Genomic DNA, 1,273 nt, shown 5'->3' with positions numbered 1-1,273 from the left:
AGATCGGCGAGTACGGTGCCGTGCTTGTCCAGGACGACCGTGCCGTCGGGCACCGGCAGGACCAGGTCCTGTCCGTCCTTGCCCGAGCGGTTGCCGCCCTCGCCCGGCTTGCCGTTGGTGGCCTTGCGGTGCGGCGAGTGGTGATAGTCGAGCAAGGTCGTCACGGACTGGTCGACGACGAGGATGACATCGCCGCCACGGCCGCCGTTGCCGCCGTCGGGACCGCCCAGCGGCTTGAACTTCTCACGGTGTACGGAGGCGCAGCCGTGGCCTCCGCTACCCGCGGCGACATGCAGCTCGACGCGGTCCACGAAGGTGGTCATGGGATTGCCTCCAGTACGTACGGAAATGTCTTCGGTGGAACACGCGAAGGGCGGACCCGCTTCCCGGCCGGGAAGTGAGGTCCGCCCTCGCGAGAAAACCGCTCTACGGGTGCCTGACTACTCGGCGACCGGAACGATGTTCACGACGTTACGGCCACGGCTGGTGCCGAACTGCACCGCACCGGCGTTCAGTGCGAACAGCGTGTCGTCGCCGCCACGGCCGACGCCGGAGCCCGGGTGGAAGTGCGTGCCGCGCTGGCGGACGAGGATCTCACCGGCGTTGACGACCTGACCGCCGAAGCGCTTCACGCCGAGCCGCTGAGCATTCGAGTCGCGCCCGTTCCGAGTGGACGATGCGCCCTTCTTGTGTGCCATGTCTCCTCAGTCCCTTACTTCGCAGCCGCGGGGATACCGGTGACCTTGATCGCCGTGTACTGCTGACGGTGACCCTGGCGACGGCGGTAGCCGGTCTTGTTCTTGTAGCGAAGGATGTCGATCTTCGCGCCCTTGTGGTGGTCCACGACCTCGGCCGTGACCTTGATGCCGTCCAGCACCCACGGGTCGCTGGTCACGGCATCGCCGTCGACCACGAGCAGGGTCCTGAGCTCCACTGTGTCGCCGACCTTGGCGGTGGAAATCTTGTCAACCTCAACGATGTCACCGACAGCAACCTTGTGCTGGCGGCCACCGCTGCGCACGATGGCGTACACGCGGATCTCACTCTCGCTCGGAACGGAACTCCTGATGCCAGCCGCCCGCACGGGCCGGGGCCCATGACGATCCTGACAGGACGAGCGGCCTCCCCCGGAAGCCGGGAGGTGGGTGCTCAGGAGTGGGCGCGCATTGGAACACGCCGAAGGTTTAGAGTACGGGCCGCCTGTGCAGGGGGTCAAACCAGGTCCGGCGCCGGACGGACCGCTCCTGCGGCCCGTCCGGCGCCGGAGCCCTAC

At 67.4% G+C, this 1,273-nt stretch carries 2 protein-coding genes and 1 pseudogene; all 3 read right to left on the bottom strand.

Annotated elements, in window-relative coordinates; all coding sequences use genetic code 11:
* Positions 1-323 (bottom strand): annotated as a pseudogene (locus GA0115259_RS35580) (GTPase ObgE); the annotation flags it as partial.
* A gap of 117 nt (positions 324-440) precedes the next feature.
* Positions 441-698, bottom strand: coding sequence for a 50S ribosomal protein L27 (gene rpmA, locus GA0115259_RS35575; protein ID WP_093604510.1), 258 nt, complete (start codon positions 696-698; stop codon positions 441-443).
* A gap of 14 nt (positions 699-712) precedes the next feature.
* A complete protein-coding gene (rplU, locus tag GA0115259_RS35570; protein WP_046498608.1) occupies positions 713-1,033 on the bottom strand; it encodes a 50S ribosomal protein L21 in 321 nt (106 codons plus the stop codon).
* Between the last annotated feature and the right edge of the window lie 240 nt (positions 1,034-1,273).

It is taken from the genome of Streptomyces sp. MnatMP-M17, from assembly GCF_900091995.1.
Classification (GTDB): Bacteria; Actinomycetota; Actinomycetes; order Streptomycetales; family Streptomycetaceae; genus Streptomyces.
The sequence above is the reverse complement of the archived record's forward strand: the minus strand, read 5'-3'. Positions and strand labels throughout refer to the sequence as shown.